A 12,408-nucleotide genomic window follows, 5' to 3' on the forward strand; every position below is an offset into this window, starting at 1 on the left:
ACATGATGCTGAAGGATCAGGACAGGATCTTTACCAACATCTACGGGATGCATGAGCGTACATTGCGCGGTGCACAGGCCCGGGGGCATTGGGACGGCACCGCTGGCCTGATCGGCAACGGGCGCGACTGGATCATCCAGACGATGAAGGATTCAGGGCTGCGCGGCCGGGGCGGCGCGGGTTTTCCAACCGGTCTGAAGTGGTCCTTCATGCCCAAGGAAAGTGACGGTCGCCCGTCCTATCTGGTGGTAAATGCGGATGAATCCGAGCCTGGCACCTGCAAAGACCGTGAAATCATGCGCCACGATCCGCATACGCTGATCGAAGGCTGCCTGATCGCCTCTTTCGCGATGAATGCGCATACTTGCTATATCTACCTGCGCGGTGAATACATCCGCGAGCGTGAGGCGCTGCAGGCCGCGATTGACGAAGCCTATGACGCCGGTTTGTTGGGCAAGAACGCCGCTGGGTCAGGCTGGGACTTCGATCTGTTCCTGCATCACGGGGCGGGTGCCTATATCTGTGGCGAGGAAACTGCCCTGATCGAAAGCCTTGAGGGCAAAAAGGGCATGCCGCGGATGAAGCCACCGTTCCCGGCGGGCGCAGGTCTGTATGGGTGCCCAACCACGGTGAACAATGTGGAATCCATTGCGGTCGTGCCGACGATCTTGCGTCGCGGGGCCGACTGGTTCGCAGGCTTTGGCCGTCAGAACAACGCGGGCACCAAGCTGTTTGCGATCTCGGGCCATGTGAACAATCCTTGCGTCGTTGAAGAGGCGATGTCGATTCCGTTTGAACAGCTGATCGAAACCCATTGCGGCGGCATTCGCGGCGGCTGGGACAATTTGCTGGCGGTTATTCCGGGTGGTTCGTCGGTGCCCTGTGTGCGCGGTGAGAACATGCGCGACGCGATCATGGACTTTGACCACCTGCGCAACGATCTGGGCTCGGGCCTGGGTACGGCTGCGGTGATCGTGATGGATAAATCCACCGATATAATCAAAGCGATCTGGCGATTGTCGAAGTTTTACAAACATGAAAGCTGCGGTCAGTGCACACCGTGTCGTGAAGGCACCGGATGGATGATGCGCGTCATGGATCGCCTTGTGCGCGGTGAGGCCGAGTTGGAAGAGATCGACATGCTGTTTGACGTAACCAAACAGGTGGAAGGCCACACGATCTGTGCCCTCGGTGATGCGGCAGCCTGGCCAATCCAGGGCCTTATCCGCAATTTCCGGGAAGAAATCGAAGACCGCATCAAGGCCCAGAAATCGGGCCGCACGGGTGCGATGGCAGCGGAGTGATTCAAATGGAAGTATTCTCGGACTATGGCCATGCACTTGCATCGGTGATGATCTTCACCCTCGTCGTCCTGTTCCTAGCCCCATTTTCGGCAGTGGCCAAACAGGGTAAGGGGCTGGCGCCAGGCGCCACGCCCGAGCAAGATTATTCAGACAGGGCCTATCGGTTGAACCGTGCTTATCTGAACGGCACTGAAACGCTTCCTGCTTTTGCGGCGGTTACGATCGCGGCAATTTTGGTGGGGGTCAGCCCGTTTTGGGTAAACTTGCTCGCCTCGGTGGCACTGGTTTCGCGTCTGGCAATGCTGTTTGTTCATCTGCGCGGACTGGGTAAGCCGAACTCTGGCTTGCGCTCGGTTCTTTACGTGGTTGCCTGGCTTTGCATGTTCGTGATGGGGATCATGGCATTGGTGGCGGCGTTTTAATGATTGAACGAACTGTTGATCTTGTGACCAGAACCAAGAATGTTTCCTTCATCGGCGCAGTTTTACTGTTGGCGGCGGTTTCGGCCTGCGGGCTGATTAAGCCTTCGGAAGATCGTATTCTATTCGATGGCAAGTCGTTCAGAGCCAAAGCAAAGCACATCAACAAAAAAGCGTCTCCTTCGGATTTCACCGTTGTGATCAAAGGAGTATCTGCCTCATTGGATGGTGCACGCGAGGCCGGCCGTTATGAGGGCACCAAGTTTTGCATCGCGAATTTCGGATCCTCCAGGATCGACTGGAAGGTCGGGCCGGATACCGAACCACAAAACCTTCAGATCAACGATGACAGACTAACCTTTGCCGGGAGCTGCCGCCGTCCATGAAGCGGGTTTTTGCATATCACGCCGTGACAGGCCCATTGCTATTGCATAGCAATGCTGGCCTCCGTCGTCTTGGTCTTTCCAAGACGAAAGGATTTGTCATGTCTGGTATCAAAATGCTTGCCGTTGCAACGGCGCTGACACTGCCTGCGGTTGCTTTGGCTAAACCTCCCTTGCGCGAAGTCAAAGAGATCGACAACGAACTCTATTACATCGCTATCGCGAACGAAATTTCGGAATACTGCCCCTCCATCAGCGGGCGGCGTATGAAGGCGATTGGTGTGATGTGGGGCTTGCGGTCGAAAGCGAACCAGTTGGGCTATTCCGACAGTGAAATCCGCTCCTATGTCGATTCGGATGCAGAAAAAGACCGGATGCGCGCCAAGGGCGAGGCCTATCTGGCCCAAAATGGCGTGTCGTATGGCCGGCCGAATTCTTTCTGTACGCTTGGGCGTGCGGAAATTGAAAGAAACAGCGCCATCGGCGTGTATTTGAGGGCGAATTGAGTATGGGTTTCAGAGCTTTGATGATGGGCTTTGCTGGTGTTTTGCTTTTGGTCTTAGCTGGATGCGAGTCAACATCCAGCCAAGCTTTGGACGCTGACACATCTCGCGCTCAGTTTCGTACACAGGTTCCGCAGAGCCTCTATGATGTGGCCTTTGCCAACGCTATGGCAGAGCAGATTGCAGGCGGTTGTCCGAATTTGTCGCTCAATCGTTCGCAGATCAGGCAAAGCATGAAAACGGTAGCTGACGACCTAGAAGCCAAGGGGTATCGGGAAAGTGATTTTGTCTATCTCGAAAGAAATTTGCCGCGGAAGCGGATACAGGACGACGCTATTCGCTATATCCAAGGAAACGGCATCGTGATTGGCGTTCCAGATACGATGTGCTCGGCAGGGCGAAGCGAAATCGCCAAAAAATCTGCTATCGGCACATTCCTGAAAGGGTAGTTTAAATCATGTCTGACCTCCGCAAAGTTAACATCGACGGACAGGAAATCGAAGTCGATGGTGCGATGACCCTGATTCAGGCCTGCGAACAGGCCGGGGTCGAAGTGCCGCGCTTTTGCTATCACGAGCGTCTGTCGATTGCCGGGAACTGCCGGATGTGTCTGGTCGAAGTTGTTGGGGGGCCGCCTAAACCTGCGGCCTCTTGTGCGATGCAGGTGCGCGATCTTCGTCCGGGGCCGGAAGGGCAAGCACCGGTGGTCAAAACCAACTCGCCCATGGTCAAGAAGGCCCGCGAAGGAGTGATGGAGTTCTTGCTGATCAACCACCCGCTGGATTGCCCGATCTGCGATCAGGGTGGCGAGTGCGATCTGCAGGATCAGGCGATGGCTTATGGCATGTCGGGCACGCGGTTTAAGGAAGCCAAGCGCGCGGTCGATGATCTGGATCTGGGTCCGCTGGTTGGCACCGCGATGACCCGCTGCATCAGTTGCACCCGCTGCGTACGCTTTACAACCGAAGTGGCCGGGATCACTCAGATGGGTCAAACCGGACGGGGCGAAGACGCCGAGATCACGTCATATCTGAACCAGACGCTGGATTCGAATCTGCAAGGTAATATCATCGACTTGTGCCCCGTCGGGGCGCTGACCTCGAAACCCTATGCTTTTACCGCGCGCCCTTGGGAACTGACCAAGACCGAAAGCATCGACGTGATGGATGCATTGGGTTCGAACATTCGTGTGGATACCAAAGGGCGCGAAGTCATGCGCTTTTTGCCGCGCAATCATGATGGCGTGAACGAAGAATGGATCAGTGATAAGACGCGGTTTGTGTGGGACGGCCTGCGTCGTCAGCGGCTGGACAAGCCATACTTGCGTGAAAACGGTAAGCTGCGCCCGGCGACGTGGCCCGAGGCGTTGACCAAAGCGGCCGAGGCGTTGAAAGGGGCTGAAAAGCCCGTCGGTATCGTGGGCGACTTGGCCCCGGTCGAGGCTACGTTTGCTCTGAAGCAGATGATTGAAGGGCAGGGCGGGGTTGTCGAATGCCGTACCGATGGCGCCAAGTTGCCAACGGGCAACCGCGCGGCCTATGCCGGGACCGCCGCGATCGAAGATATCGACTGCGCCGAGCGCATTCTGCTGATCGGAACCAACCCGCGCGATGAGGCGCCGGTGCTGAACGCGCGCATTCGCAAAGCCTGGGCGTATGGGGCCGAGATTGCTGTGGTCGGCCCGGCAGTCGATCTGACCTATGACTACCACCATGTCGGCGATGATCGTGCGGCATTGCAGCAGGTGGTGGATATGGGCGGAGATGATGAGGTCAAGGGCAAACGCTCGTTGGTCATCATTGGTCAGGGTGCATTGCAGGAAGCGGATGGCGCTGCGGTTTTAGGCGCTGCGCAAACCATTGCGGCGAATACCGAAAGCGGTTTGATTGTCCTGCACACAGCCGCCTCACGTGTTGGTTCTATGGATGTCGATGCCACCAACGAAGGTGGCATGGATACAATCAGCGCGGCGGATGTGATCTATAATCTCGGTGCCGATGAAGTTGAAATCGGCGACGGCGCCTTTGTCATCTATCAGGGCAGCCATGGCGATCGAGGTGCGCACCGCGCCGACGTGATCCTGCCGGGCGCAGCCTATACCGAGGAAAACGGCCTGTTCGTGAACACCGAAGGCCGCCCGCAACTGGCGATGCGTGCCGGGTTTGCACCAGGTGAGGCTAAGGAAAACTGGGCGATCCTGCGCGCTTTGTCTGCCGAACTGGGTGCGACGCTGCCTTATGACTCGCTGGCGCAACTGCGCACCGCGCTGATCGAGGCGGTGCCGCATCTGGCCCGTATCGACGAGGTGATCGAAAACGAGGTTCAGGCGCTGAAGTTCGGCCCTCTGGGCAAGGCGAGCTTCCGTCACACCGTCAAGGACTTCTACCTGAGCAACCCGATTGCACGGGCCTCGCAGTTGATGGCTGAGCTATCGGCGCAGACGCAGGCACGCAAAGGCGAAAAGATCGCGGCGGAATGAACCGAAACTCTGTCATATCGCATCTCGACCCTGTGCTGGTCGGACAGGGGCTCGCCCCTGTTTTGCCTATGAAACGGAATAAAAAGGGTGGCGTAGCGGCTGCAGATGCTGTTTACACCAACGCGCCGACCCAGACGCACTTTGCGCAGGCACATGGCCTTAGCATTTCGTGCGGAAAACGGAATACCCACGGTGTGAGGACCAATGGCTGAATTCTTTAACACCCCAGGCGGAATAGCCCTCATCATTCTGGCACAAGTGCTTGCCGTTGTGGCCTTTGTGATGATTTCGCTGTTGTTCCTTGTCTATGGAGACCGCAAGATCTGGGCGGCGGTTCAGATGCGCCGTGGCCCCAATGTGGTGGGCGTCTATGGCCTACTGCAAACGGTGGCCGACGCGCTGAAATATGTGGTTAAAGAGGTGGTTATCCCAGCGGGTGCAGACCGCACCGTCTTTATCCTCGCGCCGTTGACCTCATTTGTTCTGGCGATGATCGCCTGGGCCGTGATTCCGTTCAACGACGGCTGGGTGCTGTCGGATATAAATGTCGCCATCCTGTATGTCTTCGCCGTGTCCTCGTTGGAGGTTTATGGCGTGATCATGGGGGGGTGGGCGTCGAACTCAAAGTACCCTTTCCTTGGCTCATTGCGCTCTGCCGCTCAGATGATTTCCTACGAGGTCTCGATTGGTCTGATCATCATCGGTGTGATCCTGTCGACCGGGTCGATGAACTTCGGTGACATCGTGCATGCGCAAGACGGGCGCTTTGGGTTCTTCAGCTGGTACTGGTTGCCGCATTTCCCAATGGTCTTCCTGTTTTTCATCTCGGCGCTGGCCGAAACCAACCGCCCACCGTTTGACCTGCCAGAGGCGGAATCCGAACTGGTCGCGGGCTATCAGGTCGAATACTCGGCCACGCCTTTCCTGTTGTTCATGGCTGGCGAATATATCGCCATTTTCCTGATGTGCGCGCTAACCACGCTGCTGTTTTTCGGCGGCTGGCTGTCCCCGATCCCGGGCCTGCCCGACGGCGTGTTGTGGATGGTCGCGAAGATGGCGTTCTTCTTCTTCCTCTTCGCAATGGTCAAGGCGATCACGCCGCGCTACCGCTATGACCAGCTGATGCGGCTGGGTTGGAAAGTGTTCCTGCCCTTCTCGCTGGCTTGGGTAGTCTTCGTGGCCTTTGCGGCGAAATTCGACTGGTTCTGGGGCGCGTTTGCGCGTTGGAGCGTAGGAGGCTGATATGACCCAAATCGACTACACCCGTGCCGCCAAGTATTTTCTTCTACAGGATTTCTGGGTCGGCATGAAGTTGGGGCTGAAGTATTTCTTCGCACCGAAGGCCACCCTGAACTACCCGCATGAAAAGGGTCCTCTGTCTCCGCGTTTTCGCGGTGAGCACGCCCTGCGTCGCTATCCCAACGGTGAAGAACGCTGTATTGCCTGCAAACTCTGCGAGGCGATCTGCCCTGCACAGGCCATTACAATCGACGCCGAACCGCGCGAAGATGGCAGCCGCCGTACCACGCGCTATGACATCGACATGACCAAGTGCATCTATTGCGGTTTCTGCCAAGAGGCCTGCCCGGTCGATGCCATCGTCGAAGGTCCGAATTTCGAATTCGCCACGGAAACCCGCGAAGAGTTGTTCTACGACAAGGAAAAACTGCTCGACAACGGCGAGCGCTGGGAAGCCGAGATCGCCCGCAATCTAGAAATGGACGCGCCGTACCGATGACTGACGCCCCGACAAATCCGTTTGAGCTGATGATGAAGCAGGCGCAGGACATGGCCAAGGCGATGAACCCTGCGATGGAGAGCTTCTCGCCCAAAGGGTTCGAAACTCTATGGCCGACCATGCCAAAAGAAGTCATGGAGATGATGTTCGGCAACACCGTCAACAAAGACGGGTTGGATGCCAAAACGCGCCTGTTGCTGACACTGGCCGGGCTGACCTGTCAGGGCGCGCAGGCGGATGCGGCGGTGCGTCAGACCGTGCGCCACGCTGTGGAAGCCGGTGCCAAGAAACAAGAGATCGTGGAAACGATCGGTCAGATGTCGGTCTTTGCCGGCATCCCGGCCATGACCCGCGCGCTGGAATTGGCGCAAGAGGTCATGGGCGATAACGAGGATGAGGATCAATGACCGTCTTTGCCTTCTATCTGTTCGCCATCAGCGCCATCACCGGCGGGCTGTTCACGGTGATCAGCCGCCAGCCGGTGCATTCCGTGCTGTGGTTGATCCTGTCCTTCCTGTCCGCGGCAGGACTGTTTGTGCTGCTGGGGGCTGAGTTCGTGGCGATGCTGCTGATCATCGTCTATGTCGGCGCGGTCGCGGTTTTGTTCTTGTTCGTCGTGATGATGCTGGACGTGGACTTTGCTGAGCTCAAGGCCGAGATGGCGCGCTATATGCCGCTGGCCCTGCTGATCGGTCTGGTTATCCTGATGCAGTTCGTCATGGCCTTCGGGGCCTGGGACAGCGCGCGGGGTGTGGCGGCCAATCTGGCCCAGCCGGTGCCAGTGGATCGCCACAACACCGAGGCACTGGGCGTCATCCTGTACGATCAATACTTCCTTCTGTTCCAGCTGGCGGGCCTGATCCTGCTGGTCGCCATGATCGGCGCCATCGTTCTGACCCTGCGCCACCGTCAGGACATCAAGCGTCAGGACATCATCGGCCAAATGATGCGCGACCCGGCCAAGGCGATGGAGTTGAAAGACGTGAAACCGGGGCAGGGGCTGTGAGAATTTACGCGATCATAGGGCTATCAGCATGGCTTACGATTTCGTCAGGATCGGCCATGGCAGAGTGCCCTATCGGTAGTTGCAGTATGAGCAAGCCGCTTCATCACTTCGACAAGCCCGCCGAAGTTAAAGAGGATTGTAGCTTCTCTGAAGCTGGCGACGGTTGGAGCTCCTTTTTTTCAGGGAACGCTGCAACGGATATTGGTAGTGGTCGGGTAGGCCAGCGTTGGACCCTTACCGGGGAATGTGTTCGCAGCGAAAGTGTGCTGGTCGTGGATTGCAATTCCAAAGAGCTCATCCAAATCCGTGGCGTGTGTGCTCCTCCGGGCTCAGAATATCGGGTTTCTGTGGGTAATTTTTCGGCAGATCTTCTGTACCCACCTCACGGGAAACTGCGTTTGGCGTCTGGGACGACTGTCCAAGACTTGGTGAAATTATCCAAACAGGCTGGTTATGACCACTGGACAACTATCGACGGCTTTTTGAGCAGGGCCAAAAAGAAAAATCGCATCAACCCCTACTGCGGCTGCAAACTCTACTACCCAGACTCGCCAGGAGCGAAGCTATGATCGGACTTGAACACTATCTTACGGTCGCGGCGACGCTGTTCGTCATCGGCATCTTCGGTCTCTTCCTGAACCGCAAGAACGTCATCATCCTGCTGATGAGCATCGAACTGATGCTGCTGGCGGTGAATATCAACCTTGTGGCGTTCTCCAGCTTCCTGGGCGATCTGGTCGGGCAAGTGTTTACGCTGTTTGTGTTGACCGTGGCGGCGGCCGAGGCGGCGATCGGGCTGGCCATTCTGGTCTGTTTCTTCCGCAACCGCGGCTCGATCGCGGTTGAAGATGTCAATATGATGAAGGGGTAAGGGCACATGGAAACCACCATCCTCTTTGCCCCGCTGGTGGGCGCGATCCTGTGCGGGTTCGGCTGGAAGTTCATTGGCGAGAAAGCCGCCATGTGGACCGCCACGGGCCTGCTGTTTCTGGCCTGTCTGCTGTCGTGGATCGTCTTCCTGACGTTCGACGGCCACACCCAGCAGATCGAGATCATGCGCTGGATCGAAAGCGGCTCGCTCTCGACAAGCTGGGCCATTCGTCTGGACCGGTTGACCGCGATCATGCTGATTGTGGTGACGACCGTCTCGGCGCTGGTGCACCTGTATTCCTTTGGCTACATGGATCACGATCCACAATGGCGCGAAGGCGAAAGCTATAAGCCACGCTTCTTTGCATATCTGTCCTTCTTTACCTTTGCCATGCTGATGCTGGTGACGGCGGATAATCTGGTTCAGATGTTCTTTGGCTGGGAAGGTGTGGGCGTCGCGTCCTATCTGCTGATCGGGTTCTATTACCGCAAGCCAAGCGCCAATGCGGCGGCGATGAAGGCGTTTATCGTCAACCGGGTTGGGGACTTTGGCTTTGCGCTTGGAATCTTTGCGCTATTCCTGCTGACCGACAGCATCAATTTCTCGGACATCTTCGCCTCTGCCCCGGCATTGGCCGAAGAGAAGCTGCACTTCCTGTGGGGTGAATGGACCGCGATCGAGGTGATCTGCGTTCTGCTGTTCATCGGTGCGATGGGCAAATCGGCACAGTTGTTCCTGCACACCTGGTTGCCGGATGCGATGGAAGGTCCGACGCCTGTATCAGCCCTGATCCACGCCGCGACCATGGTGACTGCGGGTGTATTCCTGATCTGCCGCATGTCGCCGCTGATGGAGTTTGCGCCGGGTGCCACCGGGTTCATCACCTTCCTCGGCGCTTCGACCGCGTTTTTTGCTGCGACTGTGGGTCTGGTTCAGACCGACATCAAGCGTGTCATTGCGTATTCGACCTGTTCTCAGCTGGGGTACATGTTCGTGGCGGCTGGCGTCGGAATGTACTCGGCTGCGATGTTCCACCTGCTGACACACGCGTTTTTCAAGGCGCTGTTGTTCCTTGGGGCGGGTTCTGTGATCCACGCGATGCATCACGAGCAGGAGATGACGGAATACGGCGGGCTGCGGAAGAAAATCCCCTATACGTTCTGGGCGATGATGATCGGGACGCTGGCCATTACGGGTGTTGGCATTCCGTTGACCCATATCGGGTTTGCCGGGTTCCTGTCCAAAGATGCAATCATCGAAAGCGCCTTTGCCGGCGGAACGGGTTATGCGTTCTGGATGCTGGTGATCGCGGCGGCCTTTACCTCATTCTACAGCTGGCGGCTGATCTTCCTGACCTTCTATGGCGAAGAGCGTGGCGACAAACACACGCATGAGCACGCGCATGAAAGCCCGTTGGTCATGCTGGTTCCGCTGGGCGTTCTGTCGCTGGGTGCGGTTTTCGCCGGGATGATCTGGTATGGCAACTTTTTTGGCCACACCGACAAGGTCGGCCAGTTCTATGGCATTCCGGTTGCAGAGGCTTCGGTGGATGGCCACGCGGCAGAGGGCGCGCATGGGGACGATACCCATGCCGAAGATGATCACGGCGACGATACGCATGCGGATGCTGGTCACGCGGAGGACAGCCATGGTGAGAAGGACGCGCAGGGCGGCGATCACCATTATGCCTTTGTTGGAACGCCCGGAGAAGGCGCGCTCTACATCGCACCGGACAATCATGTGCTGGACGATGCGCATGCTGTTCCGAAATGGGTCAAGGTCTCACCCTTCGTTGCGATGCTGCTTGGTTTCATCGTGGCCTATTGGTTTTATATCGTGAATACGACGTTGCCCGCGCGCTTGGCAGCAAACCAGCGTCCGCTTTATCTGTTCCTGCTGAACAAATGGTACTTTGATGAGATCTATGACGCGATCTTCGTCAAACCTGCCTTGGCACTTGGGCGGTTCCTGTGGAAACGCGGCGACGGCAACACGATTGACGGTTTCCTGAACGGGGTAGCGATGGGCATCGTGCCATTCTTCACCCGCCTCGCAGGCAAGGCGCAGACTGGTTACATATTTACCTATGCCTTCTGGATGGTCCTGGGAATTGCTGCCCTGGTCACCTGGATGTCGATCGGCGGAGGCGCACACTAATGGACAATATCCTCTCGATCGTCACCTTCATCCCCGCAGCGGCGGCCGCCATTCTGGCGCTGTTTCTGCAGGGCGACGACGCAGCCGCGCAACGCAATGCCAAATGGGTGGCCATGGTTGCGACGACGGTGACCTTCCTGGTCTCGATTGGCATCTATACTGGCTTTGATCCTGAAAACACCGGCTTCCAGATGGTGGAAGAGGGCCAGTGGCTGATGGGTCTGAAATACAAGATGGGTGTGGATGGCATCAGCGTCCTGTTCGTGTTGCTGACCACTTTCATTATGCCGCTGACAATTCTGGCCAGCTGGAATGTGACAGACCGCGTCAAGGAATACATGATTGCTTTCCTGCTGCTGGAAACGCTGATGCTTGGCGTGTTCATGGCGCTGGACCTGGTGCTGTTCTACCTGTTCTTCGAAGCGGGTCTGATCCCGATGTTCCTGATCATCGGCATCTGGGGTGGTAAGGAGCGCATCTATGCCAGCTTCAAGTTCTTCCTCTACACGTTCCTTGGCTCTGTGCTGATGCTGGTGGCTATGGTTTCGATGTATGCGGATGCAGGCACGACGGATATCGAAGCGCTGATGGCGCATCATTTCTCGTCCGACAGCTTTACCGTTCTGGGCATCCATATCGTAGGCGGTATGCAGACGCTGATGTTCCTGGCGTTCTTTGCCTCATTTGCGGTGAAGATGCCGATGTGGCCGGTCCACACCTGGCTGCCGGATGCACACGTGCAGGCGCCGACCGCAGGGTCGGTCGTGCTGGCGGCGATCCTGCTGAAGATGGGTGGCTATGGCTTCCTGCGGTTCAGCCTGCCGATGTTCCCGGTTGGTTCGGCGGTGATGACTGATCTGGTGCTTTGGATGTCGGCCATCGCGGTGGTCTATACCTCGCTGGTTGCTCTGGTGCAGGAGGATATGAAAAAGCTGATCGCTTATTCCTCGGTCGCACATATGGGCTTTGTCACCATGGGCATCTTTGCGGCAAACCAGCAGGGTGTCGACGGAGCCATCTTCCAGATGCTCAGCCACGGGTTCATCTCGGCAGCGCTCTTCCTGTGTGTCGGCGTGATCTATGACCGGATGCACACCCGCGATATCGAGGCCTATGGCGGTCTGGTGATCCGGATGCCCGCCTATGCGCTGGTCTTCATGCTGTTCACCATGGCCAATGTCGGTCTGCCGGGCACCAGTGGTTTCGTCGGAGAGTTCCTGACCCTGATGGGCGCATTCCAAGTCAATACCTGGGTGACTGCTGTGGCCGCGACTGGTGTTATCTTCTCGGCGGGATATGCTTTGTGGCTGTATCGTCGGGTCGTATTTGGCGATCTTATCAAAGAAAGCCTCAAGGCGATGACTGATATGAGCTCGCGCGAGCGGTTGATATTTGCCCCCCTGATCGTCATGACGATCCTGCTGGGTGTGTATCCATCGCTGGTAACAGATGTGATTGGCAACTCGACTGCCGCGCTGATTTCGAACTATGATACGGCTCTGGCCGCGGCTGAGACCGCGACCCAGACAGCCGCCTCGCATTAAGGAG

Annotated in this window: 14 protein-coding genes; all 14 read left to right on the forward strand. The window is 57.2% G+C overall.

What is annotated here, in order from left to right:
- Positions 1 to 5: 5 nt before the first annotated feature.
- On the forward strand, positions 6 to 1,304 hold the full coding sequence (gene nuoF / locus AC2FLB_RS05635) for an NADH-quinone oxidoreductase subunit NuoF (RefSeq protein WP_142635179.1): 1,299 nt from the start codon (positions 6 to 8) through the stop codon (positions 1,302 to 1,304).
- Between the two features lie 5 nt (positions 1,305 to 1,309).
- Positions 1,310 to 1,726, forward strand: coding sequence for an MAPEG family protein (locus tag AC2FLB_RS05640; RefSeq protein ID WP_496708809.1), 417 nt, complete (start codon positions 1,310 to 1,312; stop codon positions 1,724 to 1,726).
- A complete protein-coding gene (locus AC2FLB_RS05645) occupies positions 1,726 to 2,109 on the forward strand; it encodes a hypothetical protein (RefSeq protein ID WP_496690849.1) in 384 nt (127 codons plus the stop codon). Before AC2FLB_RS05640 ends, AC2FLB_RS05645 begins: the two co-directional genes overlap by 1 nt.
- A gap of 98 nt (positions 2,110 to 2,207) precedes the next feature.
- Complete coding sequence (locus AC2FLB_RS05650; protein WP_496690848.1) at positions 2,208 to 2,612, forward strand: DUF5333 domain-containing protein; 405 nt, start codon at positions 2,208 to 2,210, stop codon at positions 2,610 to 2,612.
- A gap of 20 nt (positions 2,613 to 2,632) precedes the next feature.
- Positions 2,633 to 3,058 carry a DUF5333 family protein gene (locus tag AC2FLB_RS05655; protein WP_142634883.1) on the forward strand — a complete coding sequence of 142 codons (426 nt, stop codon included), beginning with the start codon at positions 2,633 to 2,635 and terminating at the stop codon, positions 3,056 to 3,058.
- An 8-nt stretch (positions 3,059 to 3,066) separates the two neighbouring features.
- A complete protein-coding gene (nuoG, locus tag AC2FLB_RS05660) occupies positions 3,067 to 5,088 on the forward strand; it encodes an NADH-quinone oxidoreductase subunit NuoG (protein ID WP_496708810.1) in 2,022 nt (673 codons plus the stop codon).
- Positions 5,089 to 5,292: 204 nt separating this feature from the next.
- On the forward strand, positions 5,293 to 6,330 hold the full coding sequence (gene nuoH / locus AC2FLB_RS05665; RefSeq protein ID WP_496690845.1) for an NADH-quinone oxidoreductase subunit NuoH: 1,038 nt from the start codon (positions 5,293 to 5,295) through the stop codon (positions 6,328 to 6,330).
- Between the two features lies 1 nt (position 6,331).
- Positions 6,332 to 6,826, forward strand: a complete 495-nt coding sequence (nuoI, locus tag AC2FLB_RS05670; RefSeq protein WP_037307839.1) for an NADH-quinone oxidoreductase subunit NuoI — start codon at positions 6,332 to 6,334, stop codon at positions 6,824 to 6,826.
- Positions 6,823 to 7,233 (forward strand): carboxymuconolactone decarboxylase family protein, encoded by a 411-nt coding sequence (locus AC2FLB_RS05675; RefSeq protein ID WP_142634878.1) that lies wholly within the window; start codon positions 6,823 to 6,825, stop codon positions 7,231 to 7,233. The genes nuoI and AC2FLB_RS05675 overlap by 4 nt, the downstream gene beginning before the upstream one ends.
- Positions 7,230 to 7,832: an NADH-quinone oxidoreductase subunit J gene (locus tag AC2FLB_RS05680; RefSeq protein ID WP_496708811.1), complete on the forward strand. Its 603-nt coding sequence runs from the start codon at positions 7,230 to 7,232 to the stop codon at positions 7,830 to 7,832. The genes AC2FLB_RS05675 and AC2FLB_RS05680 overlap by 4 nt, the downstream gene beginning before the upstream one ends.
- A gap of 86 nt (positions 7,833 to 7,918) precedes the next feature.
- On the forward strand, positions 7,919 to 8,401 hold the full coding sequence (locus AC2FLB_RS05685) for a hypothetical protein (RefSeq protein ID WP_496690844.1): 483 nt from the start codon (positions 7,919 to 7,921) through the stop codon (positions 8,399 to 8,401).
- On the forward strand, positions 8,398 to 8,703 hold the full coding sequence (gene nuoK, locus AC2FLB_RS05690) for an NADH-quinone oxidoreductase subunit NuoK (protein WP_050602759.1): 306 nt from the start codon (positions 8,398 to 8,400) through the stop codon (positions 8,701 to 8,703). Before AC2FLB_RS05685 ends, nuoK begins: the two co-directional genes overlap by 4 nt.
- A gap of 6 nt (positions 8,704 to 8,709) precedes the next feature.
- Positions 8,710 to 10,860: an NADH-quinone oxidoreductase subunit L gene (nuoL, locus tag AC2FLB_RS05695; RefSeq protein WP_496708812.1), complete on the forward strand. Its 2,151-nt coding sequence runs from the start codon at positions 8,710 to 8,712 to the stop codon at positions 10,858 to 10,860.
- Positions 10,860 to 12,404 carry an NADH-quinone oxidoreductase subunit M gene (locus AC2FLB_RS05700; protein WP_496708813.1) on the forward strand — a complete coding sequence of 515 codons (1,545 nt, stop codon included), beginning with the start codon at positions 10,860 to 10,862 and terminating at the stop codon, positions 12,402 to 12,404. The genes nuoL and AC2FLB_RS05700 overlap by 1 nt, the downstream gene beginning before the upstream one ends.
- Positions 12,405 to 12,408: the final 4 nt, after the last annotated feature.

This window comes from Ruegeria sp. CDSA236 (genome assembly GCF_059611285.1).